At 30.1% G+C, this 19,688-nt stretch carries 15 protein-coding genes; 2 read left to right on the top strand and 13 right to left on the bottom strand.

Annotated features, from left to right (window positions below):
* Nucleotide 1 precedes the first annotated feature (1 nt).
* Nucleotides 2-1,492, top strand: a complete 1,491-nt coding sequence (locus tag Q0678_RS07410; RefSeq protein WP_299056052.1) for a lipopolysaccharide biosynthesis protein — start codon at nt 2-4, stop codon at nt 1,490-1,492.
* On the opposite strand, the gene Q0678_RS07405 is transcribed toward Q0678_RS07410, so the two are convergent.
* The 10 genes from Q0678_RS07405 to Q0678_RS07360 form a co-directional block, all read right to left on the bottom strand.
* Nucleotides 1,483-1,791, bottom strand: a complete 309-nt coding sequence (locus Q0678_RS07405; protein ID WP_299056023.1) for a DUF6122 family protein — start codon at nt 1,789-1,791, stop codon at nt 1,483-1,485. The two genes, Q0678_RS07410 and Q0678_RS07405, sit on opposite strands and share 10 nt — an antisense overlap.
* Before the next feature lie 136 nt (nt 1,792-1,927).
* Nucleotides 1,928-2,503 (bottom strand): Crp/Fnr family transcriptional regulator, encoded by a 576-nt coding sequence (locus Q0678_RS07400; protein ID WP_299056019.1) that lies wholly within the window; start codon nt 2,501-2,503, stop codon nt 1,928-1,930.
* Between the two features lie 60 nt (nt 2,504-2,563).
* On the bottom strand, nt 2,564-3,181 hold the full coding sequence (locus tag Q0678_RS07395; protein WP_299056016.1) for a WbqC family protein: 618 nt from the start codon (nt 3,179-3,181) through the stop codon (nt 2,564-2,566).
* 21 nt (nt 3,182-3,202) lie between these two features.
* Nucleotides 3,203-4,900: a signal peptidase I gene (gene lepB / locus Q0678_RS07390; RefSeq protein WP_299056013.1), complete on the bottom strand. Its 1,698-nt coding sequence runs from the start codon at nt 4,898-4,900 to the stop codon at nt 3,203-3,205.
* Between the two features lie 100 nt (nt 4,901-5,000).
* A complete protein-coding gene (dapB, locus tag Q0678_RS07385) occupies nt 5,001-5,702 on the bottom strand; it encodes a 4-hydroxy-tetrahydrodipicolinate reductase (protein WP_299056011.1) in 702 nt (233 codons plus the stop codon).
* Nucleotide 5,703: 1 nt separating this feature from the next.
* Nucleotides 5,704-6,297: a DUF5683 domain-containing protein gene (locus Q0678_RS07380; RefSeq protein ID WP_299056009.1), complete on the bottom strand. Its 594-nt coding sequence runs from the start codon at nt 6,295-6,297 to the stop codon at nt 5,704-5,706.
* Complete coding sequence (locus Q0678_RS07375; protein WP_299056006.1) at nt 6,298-7,182, bottom strand: ParB/RepB/Spo0J family partition protein; 885 nt, start codon at nt 7,180-7,182, stop codon at nt 6,298-6,300.
* A gap of 1 nt (nt 7,183) precedes the next feature.
* Nucleotides 7,184-7,948: an AAA family ATPase gene (locus Q0678_RS07370; protein WP_299056003.1), complete on the bottom strand. Its 765-nt coding sequence runs from the start codon at nt 7,946-7,948 to the stop codon at nt 7,184-7,186.
* 172 nt (nt 7,949-8,120) lie between these two features.
* Entirely contained in the window at nt 8,121-9,581 is a 1,461-nt protein-coding gene (locus Q0678_RS07365) for an aminoacyl-histidine dipeptidase (protein WP_299056000.1), read from the bottom strand.
* A gap of 25 nt (nt 9,582-9,606) precedes the next feature.
* Complete coding sequence (locus tag Q0678_RS07360; protein WP_299055997.1) at nt 9,607-10,239, bottom strand: NAD(P)H-dependent oxidoreductase; 633 nt, start codon at nt 10,237-10,239, stop codon at nt 9,607-9,609.
* Nucleotides 10,240-10,342: 103 nt separating this feature from the next.
* Between Q0678_RS07360 and Q0678_RS07355 the strand changes: the two genes are divergently transcribed.
* Entirely contained in the window at nt 10,343-11,614 is a 1,272-nt protein-coding gene (locus tag Q0678_RS07355) for a DUF2851 family protein (protein WP_299055994.1), read from the top strand.
* A 56-nt stretch (nt 11,615-11,670) separates the two neighbouring features.
* Here the strand turns inward: Q0678_RS07355 and Q0678_RS07350 are convergent, their stop codons facing one another.
* The 3 genes from Q0678_RS07350 to Q0678_RS07340 form a co-directional block, all read right to left on the bottom strand.
* Nucleotides 11,671-14,016 (bottom strand): zinc-dependent metalloprotease, encoded by a 2,346-nt coding sequence (locus tag Q0678_RS07350; RefSeq protein ID WP_299056611.1) that lies wholly within the window; start codon nt 14,014-14,016, stop codon nt 11,671-11,673.
* 202 nt (nt 14,017-14,218) lie between these two features.
* Nucleotides 14,219-16,672 (bottom strand): thiamine pyrophosphate-dependent enzyme, encoded by a 2,454-nt coding sequence (locus Q0678_RS07345; protein ID WP_299055991.1) that lies wholly within the window; start codon nt 16,670-16,672, stop codon nt 14,219-14,221.
* A 157-nt stretch (nt 16,673-16,829) separates the two neighbouring features.
* Nucleotides 16,830-19,640, bottom strand: a complete 2,811-nt coding sequence (locus Q0678_RS07340; RefSeq protein WP_299055988.1) for an aminopeptidase — start codon at nt 19,638-19,640, stop codon at nt 16,830-16,832.
* Nucleotides 19,641-19,688: the final 48 nt, after the last annotated feature.

The raw sequence follows: 19,688 nt of genomic DNA, 5'->3' as shown, positions 1-19,688 counted from the left end.
TATGGGAATTGTATTAAAACAATCTTTTAGAAATACGATTATTATTTATACTGCTTTTATAATTGGTGGTATCAATACGATTATTTTTTACCCAAGATTTTTGCAATCTGAGTTTTATGGTATGATTACTTTTTTGCTATCTGCATCTAATTTAATTATGCCTTTAACAGCATTTGGAATTCAATATACAATTGTTAAGTTTTTTTCTTCTTATCAAACTAAACAAGAAAAAGACACTTTTTTATCTTCAGTACTATTTTTACCACTTCTTATAGCTTTGCCTTTAGGTTATTTTTGGGATTATGCTCATTTATGGATTATGAGTAAAGTTACAGAAGAGAATCAAATTATAGAAAATTATACTTTTTATATTTATATAATTGCAGTTGCTTGTGCTTATTTCGAGCTTTTTTATTCTTGGACAAAAGTGCAATTAAATACTGTTTTTGGAAATGTTTTAAAAGAACTTTGGAACAGAGTAGTGGTAATGATTCTTTTATTAACTGTTTTTTTTGAGTTGATAACTAAAGAAGAATTTATCTTCTATTTAACCATAGCTTATGTTTTAAGAGTATTTGTAATGATGTTTTATGCTTTTTATGTCTATTTGCCAAAATTTCAGTTGAAGCTACCTAATAATACATCAGAAATTATAAAATATTCTTTATACATTATTTTAGCAGGTAGTGCAGGCGCAATTTTATTAGACATTGATAAAATTATGATACCTGGAAAAGATACTATAGAAAAAGCAGCTTACTATTCTGTGGCTGTTTTTATAGGTAGTTTTATAGAAGCGCCAAGTAGAGCAATGACACAAATTTTACAACCTTTAACTTCTAAATCTTTAAACGAGTTTAATCATAAAGAAGTAGAAAGTTTGTACAAAAAAAGTTCTATCAATCTTTTTTTAGTTGGTGGTTTGTTTTATGTATTGGTTAATTGTGGAGTGTCAGAACTTTTTAAAATAATGCCAGATAGTGGTTACGCAGGAGGAGAATGGGTTGTTTTTATGATTTCTACAGCCAAATTATACACGATGTTTTTAGGTAGTAACGGTGCTATTATTAATAATTCTAAATTTTATAAAATAGCATTACCTATTGCAATAGGTATGTCTGTGGGCGTTTATTTTTTAAACGACCTGTTCTATTTTAACTTAAGTTTTGGTACAGATGGTTTGGCACTGTCTACTCTAATTATCATAGTCGTATTTAATACTTTTAAGCTTTGGTTTGTGCATCGTAAGTTTTCAATAACTCCATTTACACCAAAATCTTTAAAAATGTTTATGATTATTATTGTAATGCTGGGTGTTTTTAATTTTTGGGATTTTCCAATCGATGATATTCATATCTGGAGATTTCCTGTCCATCCAATCATCAATATTGTCTTAAAAAGTATTTTAATTACTGTGGTGTATCTTTTCTTAATATTTAAGTTAAATATTTCTACTGAATTAGATAATTTACTTAAAAAATACTACAAATAACAATCTATATAATCTGTTAGCATATGAAATAGTAGTGCTAAACAAATTATTCTTAATTTTTTAAATAGTAGCCCGAAAACATAAAAAGCTATTGCAATATAGGTATGTAATGGATGAAAGTTAATGCTACATCTATTTTTGTCAAAAATTGGTGTAGCTAATAGATGATCTAAATCGACTAACATAGAGCATACGAATATGAAGTATGCAAATAACCAATTACTTTTAAAAAATATTTTTGAGATTAGTATTGGAGCAATAAAATGCAAGCCATAATGTATGATGAAAGATGTTGTCATTTAAAAATAAAAAAAGGCTTATTCGTTAAAATAAGCCTTTATAAAAATCGTTGTATAACATTAATCAGGGGGAATTATACACTGCAAATTTAAGGCATTATCACTATCTAATAGTTAACATATGTTTATTGATTTACTATTTAGAATATATTGTTTTACGAATTCTACTTAATTGAACAGGGGTAATGTTTAGGTAAGAAGCAATATGGTATTGGGGTATTAAGTTCTCTATATTTGGTATTTGTTCTTTAATTTTTAAATACCTTTCTGTAGCATTTAAAACACTTAAATCGAATATTTTTAATTCTAAAATTAAAAATACTAATTCTAAAAATGCCACATACAGATTAGATAGCTCAGTATCTGTAATAGTTAAATCTTTAAAATCTTTAAAATTTAAAGTATACACTTTACAATTAGACAAACATTCATAAGTTAGTCTAGAGGGTTTGTCTAAAATTAAAGCAGCTAACGAGCCACTTGCATTATAAGGAGTAAACAAATGGTTAATATATTCCTTTCCCTTTTCATCAGTATAAAAAGACCTAATAACGCCTGTTTCTATAATTACCAAATCTGAGGGTATTTCACCAATTTCAGCAATTCTTTCTCCTTTAGCCAAGAGTTTATACTCAAATAAAGGAAGTAATTTATTCAAAGACTCTTCAGGTACAGTTTTTATTCTGTTGATAAAGTTTACTAAAAAGGACATTTTCTTAATTTTAAGCGTATTTTTTGTAGTTCTTTTATTATCAAGTACTTCGCTACAAAGTTACTCTTTTTTTGATAAAAAGCTAATGGTGTTTGGTCCTTCCATAAAAAGTAAATCTAAAATAGATAAATTATCAATAAAACCATGCTTGTCGTTAAATAGTTGGTAATATTCATCAACCACTAGTTTAGGCGAAAGCTTAGCATTGGCAAGACTTCTAAAGTCATTTTTTTCTATTATAGAATTGTAAGTTTCTGTTTTATAAAAAGCATTGCTTATTTGTAAAGCATCAGTTATAAATAGGTGAGTATCTATAGTTACATCTTGTAAAAATGAATATTTTTTAGAAAAAATAGCTTGTAAATCATCTTCATAAAATTCATAAAAAGGAGACGCTCTGTAAGCAGATTGTAAAGATTTTAAATGATGATCTTGCCAGTTAGAATCGTTATCAACCAACATGTCTTTTGTTTTTTTACGTGCTTGGCTGCTTTTGTATTTATTTTTTACAGGAATATTTAAAAGTTGTTTACCATTCGAATTATAAATATAACATCTATTTCTATAACTTTGTTTTTGAAAGTTATCATCCATTTCAAAAGTAATTGCATCTTTTACGTTTACAATTTCTTTGTATTGAGCTATGGGTGCAAAATAGGTAGGTATAAATAATGACATTAGTTCAAAAAAGTAATTAATTTATTTCTTACTCTTTTTTCCTTTGTAAAAACTGTAGCCGATGTATAGAGCAATCAATACCAAAACAAGATATCTATAAGATACAGGTTCGCCTTCTCCATGAACGGTTGTAAACATTCTATTCCAACGAATCGATTTTAATTTTTCGCCAATTGATGCTGCATTGGCATCCCAACTAAACCATATCATTACTGGTTTTCCTAATACATGATCAAACGGAACATAACCCCAATAACGTCCGTCTAAAGAGTTGTGTCTATTATCACCAATCAAATAAAAGTAATCTTGTTTAAAGGTGTATTCAGATGCTTTTTCACCATTAATGTAAATGTTTTCTCCGATTACTTGTAAGTCATTGTTTTCATAATTATCAATTATTTGCTCATAAAATGGCAATGTGCTTTTATTAATTGATACTGTTGCTCCTTGTTTCGGAATGTAAATAGGACCAAAGTTATCTTGGCTCCATCCTAAGCTTTCAACATGTGGAAAAATAGCATTGTCTTTACCGTGGTTAATTTTTTTGACAGAAATTGTTAACGGATATTTTCTTAAAAGTGCTACTTCTTCTTCGGTTAAGTTGATGTTTATCTTATTATCAACATTTGTCATTTTTAGCCTGTTAGCAAATTCAGGATTTACACCACCAGCTACTTCTGTATATAATGAGTCTGAACCTATCTTAGATAAACTTCCATTTTTCTTTAGTGCTACTTGTACTTTTGGATTGTTCCAATATTCTGTTAAAATTTTATAAACCCTTGTACGCTCTTTATTTAATAAAAAAGAAGGGTAAGTAGCCTGACTAATTGGTTTCTTTGCTTCGTATGTGTAATAAAACTGTAGTTTAGCTCTGTCTGGTAATTGGTTTTTTACGCCATTGATATAAAAGTAACCGTTTTTCATTTCTAGGGTATCACCAGCAATACCAACGGCTCTTTTTACATAGTTTGTTTTTTTATCTACTGGTTTGTATGTGAATTTCCCAGAAGTATCTCCCCACATTGTAGCCAATGTATCAGCAGGCCAATTAAAACAAACAATATCATTATTTTTTATTTTTTGAATACCTGGTAATCTTGTATACGGTAATTGTGGTTTTTTTAGGTATGATGCATTTTTTACAAAAGGTAAAGAATCATGTACCATTGGTGCGGCAACTACAGTAGATGGTATTCTTGCTCCATAATGAAACTTACTTACAAAAAGATAATCTCCAACCAATAAAGATTTTTCTAAAGAAGATGTTGGTATTGTAAAAGGTTGCATAAAATAGGTGTGTACCAAAGTAGCAGCTATAATTGCAAATGTTATAGAGCTTACCCATTCGCCAAGTTCAGATCTAGGTTTTAAACTTCTTTCTGCATAGTATTTAGGGTCTTTTGTATAGTTGATGTAATAGGTGTAAAAACCAAGAGATACTAAAACTAGAAAAGAGTCTATTTTTTTATGGAAGCCGAATGTTCTAATTGTTTCAATCCAAATAACAGGAAACATTAAAAGGTTTACAACGGGTATAAACAATAAAAAGATCCACCATTTAGGACGATTTATTATCTGCATAAGTACTATTCCGTTATAAATAGGAATTGCTGCTTCCCAAGCTTTTCTTCCTGCTTTTATATACAGTTTCCAAGTCCCTAAAAAATGAATAACTTGTACTGATAAAAAAAAGATAAACCATTCAATAAATGTCATAATTATTTTATTTTGATGTTAGTGAGCAGTTAGTCAATTTATTTTCAATTAAATCTAACAGCCTCTAATATGCTATTTTATACTTATCTAGGTGATAAAATTAGTTAATGTTTAGTACGTCTTTCATAGTAAAAACGCCTTTTTTACCAAGAATCCACTCTGCAGCAACTACAGCACCCAAAGCAAATCCTTTTCTATTGTGTGCAGTGTGTTTTACCTCAATACTATCAACTTCAGATTCGTAAGCTACCGTATGTGTTCCCGGTACATCTTTAATTCTTTTGGCAGTGATTGGTATGTTTTCTTCGGATGTTTTATTTGCTAATTCCCATTTTTGTTTTGCGGTGTTTTCAATAATACCTTCAGCCAAAGTAATAGCTGTTCCGCTTGGAGCATCTAATTTTTGTAGGTGATGAATTTCTTCAATAGAAATTGAGTAATCATCTAAAGCATACATCATTTTGGCAAGTTGCTTATTCAATTCAAAAAAAATATTTACACCAAGACTAAAGTTAGAAGCATAAATAAAAGCACCATTTTTTTCTTTACAAAGTTTTACTGCTTCATCATATTTATCTAGCCAGCCAGTTGTGCCCGAGATAACAGGAATTTGATTATTGATGCAATTACTAATATTATCAAATGCAGCATTTGGTATGCTAAAGTCTATTGCAACATCTGCTTTTGTAATATCAATTTTATCAGTGATGTCTTTTTTAATTACAATTTCATGACCTCTAGATAAAGCAATCTTTTCAATTTCTTTACCCATTCTTCCATATCCTAATAGTGCAATCTTCATTTTAAAAATTATATTTAATTCTAAGTCCAACCTTCGGTGCCTCTACCCAAGTCGGATCATTAATAAAAGTAGGTTTTAATGATAAATTATCATCGGTATTAAACTGAAGTAGGTGGGCATTAACACTTGCTTCAACGATTTGTAATACATATAAAATTACGGTAGTTAAAAGAGACAAATCTCTATTTTCGCGTAATTGGTTTTGGGCTCTCTCTAAAGTTTCTAATGAAATTATTTCTGTGCCATCCTCTAAAGTAAAAGCATCTTTAAGATTGTTTTTTCTTAACTTATATGCAGTTCTATATTTTTTATATTCTTTGTTATTGTCTAAATAATAATAAATACTTGTACCTAGTGCGCCCCAAACAATTGGTGTTTTCCAATATTTTTTATTGTAAACTTGTCCCATTCCCGGAAAAATTGCAGAATAAAATGCCGCTTTAGATGGTGCTAAAGCATCATAAACGCCTCCTTTTTCTTGAGGGATTATTTTTAGAGTTTCATTTTTATTTACCGCAAGAGAATCTTTCTGTGCAAAAATACTAGCACTCAATAAAGTAAAAAAACAGAGGTATATGTATTTTTTAAAGGGCACTTATTTTAATAAATTTTTTAGTCGGTTAAAGTCCTCTTCAGAATGAAAGGGAATTGATATTTTTCCTTTTCCATTGCTGCTAACACTAACATCTACCTTATGACCTACAAACTCGCTTATTTCTTTTAAGCTGTTTTTTATGTAGCTAGGCACTTGTTTTTTCTTTGGCTTAGGGGTAGATTTCGATTTTAAGTTTTTTACAAAATCTTCTGTTTGTCTTACAGATAATTTATCTCTTAAAATTTTTTCATAAATAGCAAGCTGATCTTCTGTGTTTTCTACATTAATCATTGCTCTACCATGTCCCATAGATATAAAACCATCTCGCATACCAGTCTGTAAAATTGGGTCTAATTTTAACAAACGCAAATAATTGGTAACGGTAGATCTTTTTTTACCAACTCTAATACTTAAATTTTCTTGAGTTAGCTTTATTTCATCTATTAATCGTTGATAAGATAAAGCTACTTCTATCGGATCTAAGTTTTTACGTTGAATATTTTCTACCAAGGCCATTTCTAGCATTTCTTGATCGTTGGCAAGTCTAATATAAGCCGGTATTGTTTTGTTATCTATTAATTTAGAAGCTCTAAAACGTCTTTCTCCTGAAACTAGTTGAAACTTATTAGCCTCTATTTTTCTTACTGTTATAGGTTGTATTACACCAAGTTCTTTTATAGAGCCAGCTAATTCTTTAAGAGCGTTTTCATCGAAATATGTTCTTGGTTGATAAGGGTTTACTTCAATTAAATCTAAATCTATTTCAATAATATTACCTACTAATTTATCTGCATTTTTATCGGCAGCAGAAATTACAGCAGAAGATTCTTGCAACAAAGCAGATAATCCTCTTCCTAAAGCCTGTTTTTTAGTTGCTTTTGCCATATTAAGAATTCTTTTTTAATAGTTCTTGGGCTAAATTTATATAATTTATAGCCCCTTTACTTGTAGCATCATACGCTATTATACTTTCGCCATAACTTGGTGCTTCTCCTAAGCGTGTGTTTCTTCTAATAATTGTATCAAAAACCATGCTAGAAAAATGTTTTCTTACTTCATCAACAACTTGGTTTGATAGTCTTAAACGAGAATCAAACATTGTTAATAAAAGCCCTTCGATATCTAGTTCTTTGTTATGAATGTTTTGAACACTTTTGATGGTGTTTAGTAATTTACCCAAACCTTCTAAAGCAAAATATTCACATTGAATAGGTATGATAACCGCATCTGCAGCAACCAAAGAGTTTAAGGTAATTAATCCAAGTGATGGTGCGCAATCTATCAAAATATAGTCATAGTTACCTTTTAAATCTATCAAGGCTTTTTTTAGCATATATTCTCGATCTTGCTTGTCTACCAATTCAATTTCAATAGCAACTAAATCTATATGAGCAGGAATAATATCTACATTTGGTGAGCTTGTTTTTACAATAGCTTCTTTAGCTGTAATTGTATGCTCTAGCACTTGGTAAGTGCCAAGTGTTAAATCGTCTACATTAATACCCAAACCAGACGAAGCATTTGCTTGTGGATCTGCATCGATTAACAGTACTTTTTTCTCTAAAACCCCAAGAGCAGCAGCTAAATTTATACTTGTAGTTGTTTTACCAACACCTCCTTTTTGATTTGCAATAGCAATTATTTTCCCCATGATAAATTGTGATCTCAATTCGAAGTAAAATTACATTTTTTTATCTTTTAATAAAATGAAAGATGTTAACAAAAATGTAAATCTTACTTCTTTATAACTGATTTTTCTCTTTTTTTTAAGTGATTGTGTTTTCTAAAATTTCATCTAGTTTTGATTTTAGAAAACTTAAAATTTATTTTTGGGGGATGTTTTTTAGAATTTCTTTTAAGAAGCTAAAAAACTTTATTGTTGATGAAATACTTGCTTTTTCATCTGGCGAGTGTGCTCCTAGAATTGTTGGTCCAAAAGAAATCATATCCATTTTAGGGTAGTTTTGACCAAGTATACCACACTCAAGTCCTGCATGACATGCAGCTACATGAGGTTTCTCTTTGTTGATTGCAGTGTATAGGTTTTCTGCAACATCTAAAATTGCTGATTTTACATTGGGTTGCCAACCCGGATATTCACCAGAAAAAGTAACGTCAAAACCAGAAAGTTCAAAAGCAGCTTTTAAAGCATTGCTAAGGTCTAATTTATTGCTTTCTGAAGACGATCTTGTTAAGCAACTTATTTTTATTACTTCGTTTTTTAAAACAACTTTTGCAATATTATTTGACGTTTCTACCAGATCGGTAATAGTAGGACTCATTCTATAAACACCGTTTAAAGCTGTGTACATCGATTTTAAGAAACCTTCTTGCACGCCTAGTTCCATTACTTTTTTAGGCATATCTGTTTCAGATATTACAATATTTAAACTTGGTTCGGTTGTTAAAAACTCCTCTTTAATATTGTTAATAAGTAATTTGGTTTCTAATAAAAATGCCTCGTTAGAAATGGAATCAACAGTAATTATTGCACTGCTTTCTCTTGGTATTGCGTTGCGTAAACTACCTCCGTTTATTTCAGATATTCGTAAGCCAAAATTTGTGAAACCATCAAATAATAATCGGTTCATAATTTTATTGGCATTTCCTAATCCTTTATGAATATCCATGCCAGAATGACCTCCGTTTAGTCCTTTAACAGAAATTTTATAGGCGATTGATTTTGAAGGAGTTTCTTCGTTTTTATAGCTTCTAATAGCTGTAACATCTAAACCACCAGCACAACCAATGCCAATTTCATTATCTTCCTCTGTATCTAGGTTTAAAAGAATTTCTCCGTTTAATATGCCGCCTTCTAAACCCATGGCACCAGTCATGCCAGTTTCTTCGTCAATGGTAAAAAGCGCCTCGATATCAGGATGCGCTATCTCATCAGAAGATAATACAGCCATAATAGCCGCAACACCTAATCCGTTATCAGCCCCTAAAGTGGTTCCGTCAGCAGTAACCCAATCTCCATCTACTAGCATTTTAATACCTTGGGTATCAAAATCAAATACAGTATCTGTGTTTTTTTGATGCACCATATCTAAATGGCTCTGGAGTACCACTGCTTTTCGATTTTCTAAACCGTTTGTTGCTGGCTTTTTAATAATTACATTTCCTACCTTGTCTACAAAGGTTTCTAGTTGTAATTTTTTTCCAAATTGCACCATAAAATCAATAATTCGCTCTTCCTTTTTAGAAGGTCTTGGTACTGCATTTAAATCTGCAAAATGATTCCAAACACTTTTAGGGGCTAGTTTTCTTACTGCTTCACTCATTCTATATTTTTTAAAACATTAGGTTTTAGTTAATTTCTAAAACAACTTCTGATACTTCTTTTCGAACCTTGTTTAAATCTTTCATATAGCAATCATTTGCTCTAATACCTACAGGTAATACTAAGATTGCAGATAAGTTTTGCTCGGTTAAATTTAGTACTTCTTCATATTTTTCAGCAATAAAGCCTTCCATCGGGCAGGCATCTATTTTTTCTACAGCACAAACAGTCATTAAGTTGCCAAGGGCAATATATGCTTGGTTTTTGTTCCATAAAAATAATTCGTCCTGTGTTTTACTATCAATTTCTTTGGTTAAAAACTCTTGAAAAGGTTTGGTAACTTCTGTAGGAGTTTTTCTTATTTTTTGAGCCAAGTTAAAATAGTTTTCTACTTCTTTTGAGGTGTAATTTTTAGGTATACAAATTACTAATACATGAGATGCTTGCTCTATTTGTTTCTGATTCCAAGAATGCGCAACTAACTTTTTTTGCAGTTCTTTATTTTTAACTACAACTAATTTTAAAGGTTGTAATCCGTATGAAGTAGCTGTTAAGTTAAACGCTTCTTTTAAGGTGTTTACTTTGGTTTCTGAAAGTTGTTTTTCTGAGTCAAATTTTTTAACAGCATAGCGCCATTTAAGACTATCAATAATATTCATTGGTATAATTTGTTGCAAAAATAATGCATTATTTTGATGGTTTAGTTAAGAAGCTGGTAATTTTTACATTGCTTTTATTTTTTTGTATCTTTAAGAAAAAACTATGAATGAAGAATTTCTTCATTATGTATGGCAATACCAGTTATTGTCTATTAAAAACCTGCAAACTACCAATAAAGAGTCGCTTGTTGTTGTAAAACCTGGCATACATAATTTAAATTCAGGACCAGATTTCTTAAACTCAGAAATAATCATAGAGAATCAATATTGGGTTGGTAATGTGGAAATTCATTTACATGCATCAGATTGGTATCAACATCATCATGAAACCGATAAAAATTATGATGCCACCATTTTACATGTTGTCTGGTTTAATGATGTTGCTATTTTTATGAAAAACAATCTGCCTATACCCGTTTTAGTTTTGCAAGATTGTATTCTTTCATCTGCGTTAAACAACTATCGGAATTTATTTACAACAGAATCTCGTTGGATTTTATGTGAAAAAGAAATAAATAATATCGATTCTTTTATTTTAAATAATTGGAAAGAGCGGTTGTTTTTTGAGAGGTTAGAAAGAAAGTCTGATCAAATTAATACTTTGCTTATGAGGGAGACCCATAATTTTGAAGCTGTTTTATTTCAATTATTAGCTAAAAACTTTGGGTTAAAAATAAATCAAGAAGCTTTTTTAAGATTAGCGCAGTCTATAGATTTTTCAATCATTCAGAAAGTAAGTTTTAATCAACATCAGTTTTCTGCATTATTGTTTGGTCAGGCGGGCTTTTTAGAGCAATCAATTGAAGATGAGTATTATTTAACATTAAAAAAAGAGTACAATTATTTAAAACACAAATATCAATTAGAGCCAATTTCTAGCAACCTGTTTTCATTTTTTAGAATGCGGCCAAATAATTTTCCAACAATTCGAATAGCGCAATTGGTTTCGTTATATAATGTTCAGCAAAATTTATTTTCAAAAATAATGGAAATCGATACTGTAGAAGACTTTTACACTACTTTTTCAACTTCAGTTCCTTTATTTTGGAAAACACATTACAGTTTTGAGTCAAACTCAAAATTATCATCAAAAAAATTAACCAAATCGTTTATAGACCTCTTAATTATAAATACTATAATTCCAATAAAATTTTTGTATCAAAAATCTAAAGGAGCTGTTGATGAAGATTTTTTCTTAACACTTTTGCAAAAAATAAAACCAGAAAAAAATAACATTATTTCTAAGTTTTCAGCGCTTAATATGGTTGTTAAAAATGCATTTGATACACAAGCTCTATTAGAGCTTAAAAATAATTATTGCACACCAAAAAGATGTTTAGCGTGTGCTATTGGTTTGAAGGTTTTAGAAAGATAGTTTTTTTTAAAAAAAAAGTCCTTAAAAATTAATTTAAGGACTTTTAAAAGAAACAATTATGGTTCTAGAACAGTGTCTATTATTTCTAGAAGATCTTTGTAGTGGTATGCTGTAATTTTATTTAACTTTCTTTTGCTAGCTCTTTGTAAGTTATCTTTTAAAACGGTTAGTTCTCCTCTTGCAATAGCGCTTATATCAGAAGTACTTGCAAGCTTGTCATTCATTAAACTAGCTAATTTTCTAACAAAATATTTTTGCAAATTCCTTCTAAAAACATCTACATTTTTACTGCCGTTTATTTCAGAAAAAATACCTTTTCGCAGGTCAGAGATCATTTCTGTGGTAGCGTAGTTGTTTGTTTGAATCACTTCAGCATCAATACTTCTTTTTAAGTTTTTGTAATTTAAAATACCTCCTAAAACTCTATTTTGATAGCTCCCTAATTTATCAGTATAGCCGCTTTCATTTATTTTATTTAGAATGTTTTTATCTATTAACCAGGTTTGTGTTTCAAAAACATTTTTATGCAACCAATTTAAAGACGTTTGTTGTTTTACTTTTGAAACAGGTACGTAAACATTGCCCTGTTGTGTAGGTTTTTTATTGAATTCATAAACTCCACTAATATTACCAGCTACGTGTCCGGCGTATCTTCCCCAGACACTTAATAATTCGCCATACAGTTCCTCTAAATCTTCGTAATTATTGGTTTTAGAGGAAGTCCAATTTGGTAAGTTTTTAGCTACTATTTTTAGGTTTTTAATTCCATATGTACTAGATTTAATTTGGTTGTTTCCAATACCTTCCGTTTGTGCAGAAGGATCAAAACGTTGTCCACCAAATCTATATATTGGGTTGTCCGCTCTTGCTTCAATCCAGTTGTCTAATGTAGCAATTTCTTCTTGTGGTGTTTTTATATTTGGTAGTAATCGGTATCCCCAATTAATGGCATAATGGTCATAAGGGCCTAATTGTCTGATAAAACGAATGTTTTTATCACCTGGTTGTGCCACATAATTATACCTTGCATAATCCATTATTGTTGCTGCAATTCCGTTTTTTTGTGTAAATTCTCCGTTTCGTAAATCTTCGGTGTCATAAGCAAAGCTTGCTGCCATGTTATGAGGTAGTCCTAGTGCGTGCCCAACTTCATGTGCAATTACCATTCGCATCATTTCTCCAATTTCTTCATCTGGTGTATCTAAAGTTCTAGCAGAAGGATTTGCAGCACCAGTTTCTAATAAATATCTATTTCTGTATGAACGCAAGTGGTTGTGATACCAAATAATGTCACTTTCTAAAATCTCACCAGTTCTTGGGTCAGATACACTTGGTCCAGTAGCATTTCTTGTGGTACTTGCCACATATCTAATAGAGGAGTAGCGAATGTCTTCCATACTAAATTCTGGATCTTCTTCTGCAGTTGGTGGCATTTTTGCCATTATCGCATTTTTAAATCCAGCTGTTTCAAAAACTTTCTGCCAGTCATTTACTCCTTGTTGTATATATTTTCTTAGTTTTTTTGGTGTAGCAGGATCTAAATAATATACAATTGGCTTCACGGGTTCTACCAATTCTCCATTATTATAAGCGTTCCAATCTTTTGGTTCTAATCGCCAGCGTCTAATGTATCTTTTGTTATCAGCTTTTAAAGCTTCAGAACTGTAATCTGTATTTTCAATAGAAAAATAACCAACTCTTTTATCATGCACTCTGGGCATCATTGGGTTTTCTGGTAATAAAATCATAGATTGATTGATGCGCATTGTTATGGTATTTGTGCTTGTGTTACTTGGAGGCGCATCTGCATCAAAAGAGAAATCTTGAATTACTTCTATATTTTCTGGGTAACTTTTTATAGTGTTTATAAAACTTCTAGAAGGGTCTAATTTTCTTACTTTGTAGGTGCTTCTAAAATACGAAGGTAAGCCTGAGATGGCTTTTACATCTGTAGAAAATAATTTTGTAACATCTATTAATACAGCTGTAGAATCTTGATTTTGAGTCTCTACATCAAATGCATAAATTACCGGTTCTAAGTTGTTGGCTGTTACAGATTTATATATTGGTAAAGAATCGTTTGCAATTGCATTGTAAGATTTTACTTTTAAAAGAATTTTGTTTTTAAAAGACTCCCAAACAATTACTTGGGTATTTACTTTAGATCCTGCATTAACATAGCCACCTCCTAAATCTGCCGGTAATTCTTTAATTCTTGTGACCAGTAACATTTCTTTGTTGAGGAGTTTTTTTGGTATTTCATATAAGAAAGTGTTTTTATTTTCATGAACCTTAAACAAACCGTCATCTGTTTTTGTGTCTTTTTTTACAAAATCAGAATATTTTTTTTGCTTGCTTTTTTTCGCAGTTGCTGTCGTTGCTGTTTTTTGATTTTTTAGCATTTTACCATTCTGAGGAGAACATGCATAAAAAATTAAGATTATAAGAGGTAAAAAGAATTGTTTTTTCATGGAATGCTTTGTTGAGATTAGAAGACACTAAAATATTAAAAATTTCAGGATACTAATCTAATAGGTATGTTAAAATATAAAAGCTCAAAAATCATAGATTTTTGAGCTTTTAAATTGTTTGTGATTTGTGTTATTAGTATAAACTAGTATATTTCTTTGGATTTGCCTCGTGCATGATTTCATATATTTTTTCAAAAATATCTTCTGCAGAAGGCTTAGAAAAATAATCGCCATCGGTTCCGTATGCTGTTCTATGTTGTTTTGCAGTTAGTGTTGCTGGTTTGCTATCTAAATACATGTAAGCATTCTGCTTTTCTACAATTTCTTGAAGTAAATATGCAGAGGCACCACCAGGAACATCTTCATCGATAATTAATAATTTATTTGTTTTTGAAACGCTTTTTACACAATCTTGATTTATATCAAAAGGCAGTAAACTTTGCGCGTCTATTATTTCGATATCAATATTTACTTCTTGTAATTCTTTGGCAACTTCTTCTACAATTCTTAAAGTAGATCCGTAAGAAACAACCGTTAAATCGGTACCTTCTTTAATAGTTTCGACAACACCAATTGGGTTTTTAAATTCGCCTAAATTTGTTGGTAGTTCTTCTTTTAAGCGATACCCATTTAAACATTCTATGACAAGGGCAGGTTCATCTCCTTCTAAAAGAGTATTGTAAAATCCTGCTGCTTTTGTCATGTTTCTTGGTACTAAAACATGTATGCCTCTTACATTATTTATGATGCCGCCCATAGGAGAGCCGGCATGCCAAATACCTTCTAAACGATGACCACGAGTTCTAATAATTAAAGGTGCCTTTTGCTTGCCGAATGTTCTGTATTGTAGCGTTGCTAAATCATCACTCATAATTTGTAGTGCATACAAGAGGTAGTCTAAGTATTGAATTTCTGCAATTGGCCTTAAGCCTCTCATTGCTAACCCTATACCTTGTCCTATAATGGTTGCTTCTCTTATTCCTGTATCCGAAACACGTATATCACCATATTTTTCTTGAAGTCCTTCTAGGCCTTGGTTAACATCACCAATAAAGCCAGCATCTTCTCCAAAAATAACAACTTCAGGATATTTTTTTAATAGCGCGTCAAAATTATCTCTCATTATAATTCTGGCATCTACCAAAGATTTATTCTGAGCGTATATTGGTTTTTTATCAGCAACATTAGTTGCTCTAAATTCTGATTCGCTATATAGTTTTGATGAAAATTTTTCAGTAGCTACCTCTAATGCTTTTTTTATAAAATTTTGCAAAACAATTTTCTCAGCAAAGTTTTCATCTTTAATGTATCTTAGTGTCTTTCTGGTTGCAGATAAAATATCTTTTCTACTAGGCTCTACAATTAAGTTTAAGTCTTTGTTTAGTTTAGAAATAAAGTTGCCGTTTTTGCTAATATTGGCAATCTTTTCTAATAGTTTAGAAGCTGTTGTTACTTCGGCTTTAATTTCATCTATAAAGGCATTCCAAGCATTTCTTTTTGCATTAATTACCTCTTTTTTTGCTTCTTTTTCTAAAATGATGATTTCTTCCTCTTTGTCAACAATTCTTAATACATCACCATCTTTAGTTGTCAATTCAAAATCTAAAATCCACTTTCTCATTTTAGATAGGCAATCATGTTCCTTTTCCCAAAGTAAGCGTTCTTTGTCTTTATATCTTTCATGAGAGCCAGAAGTAGAGTGGCCTTGTGGTTGCGTTAATTCTTTTACATGTACTAAAATTGGTACGTGTTCTTCTCTTGCTATTTTAGCAGCTTTGTTATAAACATCAATTAATTGGGTGTAATCCCAACCGTTTACAACAAATATCTCATATCCATTATTATTTTGATCTCTTTGAAAACCTTTTAAAATTTCTGAAATACTTTCTTTTGTTGTTTGATGTTTTGCGTGAACAGAAATACCGTATTCATCATCCCAAACGCTCATTAACATTGGTACTTGTAAGACTCCTGCAGCGTTTATGGTTTCAAAAAACAAGCCTTCACTAGTACTTGCGTTGCCAATTGTTCCCCAAGCAATTTCGTTTCCGTTTTTTGAAAAGGTAGCTTTGTGCTGAACACTTTTTTCGTTTCTATATATTTTTGAAGCTTGTGCTAATCCTAATAAACGTGGCATTTGACCTGCGGTGGGAGAAATATCTGAGCTTGAATTGTATTGTTTTGTTAAATCTTTCCAAGTGCCATCATCATGTAAACTATGAGTAGCAAAATGACCACCCATTTGTCTTCCTGCAGACATTGGATCTGCTTCAATGTTAGTGTGTGCATACAGCCCTGCAAAAAATTGCTGAGCCGTAAGCTCTCCAATGGCCATCATAAAAGTTTGATCTCTATAGTAACCAGACCTAAAATCACCTTTTTTAAAAGCTTTAGCCATGGCTAATTGAGGAACTTCTTTACCATCTCCAAAAATACCAAACTTTGCTTTTCCTGTTAAAACCTCTCTTCTGCCTAATAAACTACACTCTCTACTAATTTTAGCAATTTTATAGTCATTTAAAACTTCAGCTTTAAAATCTTCGAAAGAAAGTTTTTGTTTGTTTTTAGGAGGTGTTTTTGGCAGCATCTTTATTCGATTTTTATAGAATGCAAATATAGTTTTTTTAGTTGATATTTAAAAATATAAAAATTTATTAAGAATTTAATAATAATAACGCTAAATAATTCACTTTTATTGATGATTGTTTAATAAAAACGAATGCTATTGGTTATTTTTGTTGTTTTTAGAACAATCCACGCCTAAAAAAATTATAAATAGATTTTACATCCGAAGAAATAGAAAAGCGTATTTTTTGAGGGTATCTTTCTTGTGCTACTTCCCAGCCATTATTAGAGTATAAAGGAAAATAAATTTCGAAAATTTCATGTACAAAATTAAATCGAATTCCGTTTTCATAAGCAAAATAAATAGGGCTGTTTTTATTTTTAAGAAAAGCAACATCATTGTAAAATTCTACCCATTTCCATAAGCCGATACTCGAATTGTTAGAAGCCATAAATTGATTTGCAAATCTTACTGGTAATATTGATTTAAAACCACCTTCGGTAATTACAAATTGTTGGCTAAAAAAACCAGTACTTTCAGATCTACCCAGGTAATTCAATTCAAATAAATAATCATTACTTCTGTCTAGGCCAAAACTAAAATAATCATCTGTAGTGTTATTGTTAAAAAATACTCCTGCAAAAAATCTAAAATCTAGTTGTGTATCAGTAGATGTAAGTGATCTAAATCTAAGATCTAGTGCTGCTTTAGAAAAGTTTTTAGCAAATTCTGTACTAATCTTATACCTAAATTCTTTAATAATATCTGGGTTGCTATAGTTGTAGCTTAAGCTAAGTATGCTATAATTATCTCTTTCTGTCTTAAGGATATTTGGGGCAACTTCTTTATCGATATGAATTAATTTTGCAGTTAAAAACTCTGATGTTGCGTCTCTTAAGCTTTTTCTTTTAAAAATAACATTCACGTAAGGTGTTAAAGATTTGTAAGATAGATTTGGTGCGTAATCAGAGGTGCCACCAACAAGGCCGTAAGTAGTTTTATAGATTTTAGTTTTCTCGAAAAATTGATTGTAATTTACTGCAAATTGCCCAATAACAGTATTACTTTTTGTTGCGTAGTAAGGGGCGATATTAAAATCGAAATTTCTTTTAATAAATGGTTTGTTATGTATTTGTAAGCCTAATATTAAACCGTTATAAAAATTATAATCAATATTTGGTTGGTAAAATAGTTGATTGTATTTAGGAGAACTTACGTCTTTTAGGAATGATAATTTTAAAGGTTTGTTCAGTATTTTCTTATCAATTTTTTTCCAATTATTTAGGGTGTTTAATTCTGGGTATAAGTTTTCATAATTTAAAACAAAAGTATCATAGTTGTCTTTTTTGAATTTAATCACTTTAGTGCTATCGATGTTTGAAACCCATTTTTTATGTATAATTTCGTCTTCTTTTAAAGCGTAAATGGCAACCGGAGTTGTGCTATTTCTTTTATTTTTTACAGTTACTGCAAAACTGTCTTTTTCACTTAAAACTGTTGTAATTGTGTGGTCTATTTTTTTATTTGTTTTAATGTAATCATTAAAAAACCAGTCTAATTTTTTTGTTGTTTTGCTTGCTAATAATTTTTGAAACTGATTGCTATCTGTTATTTTTAAATTATTTTTTTGATAAAACTCTTTAATAGTATTGTTTAAAATACTATCTCCTAAATATCCTTTTAAGAAGCGAAAACCAAGACCAGCCTTGTATTTGCTAATTATTTTTCTATTAAAGTTAGATAAAGAGTCTGCAGAGGTGTTTAATGCTTGATCTAAAAACTTACGTGCAGTAAACTGATATACAAATGGATATTTGTCATTAAATTTTAATTTTGAAAAATTAAAAGTTTTTAATGGCCATATTTTTGAGGCTTTTCCTAAAAGTTTAATTTCTGGGTAATAAGTTTCAATATACTCAATCATTAAATAATTTTGAATTGCATCGATTATCCAGTAATCTTTTCTTTTATTGATAAGTATTGTGTTTTCTAAGTACCTTTTTGTTAATGCTTTAAACATCGTAATCTCCCACTTAAAATTTTCTGAAAAAGGACTTATAAAGTCAGGTAGTTGATTTAAACCATAAATCGGATTTTTACTTTGGGTTACTTTATCGATATAAATTTCTAAATGAGGGTATTTCCCTAGATACTTTTCAATAAAATGTAATTCTCTATTTAAAATACTGGTGCTTATTTTTTTGTTTAAATCATTGGGAATTATGTCTGAATAAACGTTAATTCTATCCGTTTTATATGATTTTAATTTTGCTTCTTTGTTGATGCTTAAAATTATGTCTGTCTTATTTTTACCTACTAAATAGTAATTTTTCTTTGTTTCTTTATGGTTTTTATATTGATAGAGGTTAGATTCTAAGACATACTCTTTTGGTAAGTCTATTTCTATTTTAAAATTACTATTCTTTTCATGTAAATCATCTAAGTTTAAGTTACTCATCAACTGCCAGCCATTTTTGTAAATAGCAGGTGTTAGGTACCAATATCTTAAATGATAGCCATTTTTTGTCTTGCCGTATTTGGTAAAACGTGCATTTGGTATTTTTACAATATAGGTTGCAGCTATTTTAACTTCTTTTTTTGGTAAAAGGGGTTTATCAAGAAGTATTTCTATAATATCAGGTTGTTCCTTTAATTCGTTAAAAGTAGCAGTTTCAAAATTTACAGAAAGACTAACTATTGTTGATGAGCCAAGTTCTTTTTCTTTGGCAAAGTAAAGGTCTTTTTTAAAATCTTTAATTAATCGTTTAGATAAGGGGGTTTTTCTATCTCGATAACTATTTACCCAATTATGAAGGTATATTTTATTTAGTACAGTATCTGAAGTGTTGTAAAAAATAATTTCTTGCTGTATTTTTAGCGTCTCTTTTGTTGTGTCTAATACGGCTTTTATTTGAATTTCATTTTGTTGAGAATAACAAAAAAAAGACGCTAGTAAGCATATTGTAAATATGTAATAACGTCTTTTCAATTTTTTAATTTTTATTTTATTTCTGATTTATCTATCGTGTTATTAATC

Origin of the sequence: uncultured Polaribacter sp., from assembly GCF_947497125.1 — a bacterium.
GTDB lineage: Bacteria > Bacteroidota > Bacteroidia > Flavobacteriales > Flavobacteriaceae > Polaribacter.
The sequence above is the reverse complement of the archived record's forward strand: the minus strand, read 5'-3'. Positions and strand labels throughout refer to the sequence as shown.